At 45.3% G+C, this 1,248-nt stretch carries 1 protein-coding gene and 1 pseudogene; both read right to left on the bottom strand.

Features of this window, described 5'->3' with window-relative positions; genetic code table 11:
* The coding region (locus ACS8FC_RS14380) for a protein adenylyltransferase SelO family protein (protein ID WP_439297260.1) at window positions 1-707 on the bottom strand (707 nt) is incomplete at its 3' end.
* Window positions 708-1,041: 334 nt separating this feature from the next.
* Window positions 1,042-1,248, bottom strand: a pseudogene (locus ACS8FC_RS14375) (hypothetical protein); the annotation flags it as partial.

The raw sequence follows: 1,248 nt of genomic DNA, 5'->3' as shown, positions 1-1,248 counted from the left end.
CCAATCAGTTGCCAGTCAGCAATCATGCGTGCAGTGCGCTCAACGACTGAGGTCAAAAAAGCTGCTATGGGCGCATCGCTATCGCGGCACTCTAGATAATAAGTATCAATCATATAGTCGGTAAACTCACCGAGTAAGTCAGGTGCAAAGCTGGCAATCCATTCAACATGACCGAGGCGAATATGGCTATCAGCCACACGCATCAATGCCGCACCCGCTTCGATACGCTCACGGCGCACTCTCGTATCAGAGACAACAAAACCCAAGGCATTAGAAGAGGATATACCAAGCTGCGTCAATGCGTGACCGCATAAGTACTCTCGAATCGTACTACGTAAGACCGCACGTCCGTCACCCATGCGTGAGTAAGGCGTCAGGCCAGCTCCTTTGAGGTGCAAGTCTTGTGGTTGTCCTTCGCTATCGAGCACTTGCGCCATCAGCAAACCGCGTCCGTCACCCAGTTGCCCAGCCCATTGTCCGAACTGATGACCTGCATAGGCCATTGCCAATGGCTTAAAGTCAGATGGCACATATTGGCCACCCAATATCTCAACCCAATTGGTCATTAGGTCTTCATTGTCTGTCCAACCTAACTGCTGTGCGACTTGGGCATTGAAGTGTCCAGCACGGGGAGCGTCCAGTGGCGTAGGCGGCTGCTCATGATAAAGGCGCGTGTCGAGATTGACATAAGTATTTTGATAACGCATACAGGCCGTTTCCATTAAAATATAGAAGTGAGAATGTCACTATAACATAGCACTCATATGGCATCGTTGCACTCTGTCCATCTCTTGTAATATCTAGCCAAAAAATAAAATTAGCTACTTTGGGTGAGCTGAATTTGGTGGACTAGTTGATTATTATCTCTAGGTTGAAGATCGCAACGATTCAGCCTATATATTTCACTATTTACTACGATGATAAGATTATTAAAAGTAGAGGTAGTGACATAAACTATAAGTTATAAACAAAAAAATCCCCCTATCTAGGACGGATAGGGGGAAGGAGAAACGTTACGATTATAGTAGCTGATTATGCTATTTAAGCGGCTTTTTGGCTGACACCAATAGAACGAAAAGCATTTTTCAAGTTATTGTTATGCTCAAGAATTTTTTGCTCAATCTTGGCATAATCATGCTTCAACTTATCGTCAGCTTCATGCAAGCGATCAGCGAACTCTGTCTTTTTGAGCTCAATCGTTTTTGCTTTTAGCGCCTGCCACTCTGCAACAGTCTGTGTAAAGGCATC

This window comes from Psychrobacter sp. 1Y4, from assembly GCF_051847555.1.
This window is presented reverse-complemented; position numbering and strand designations above follow the sequence as displayed.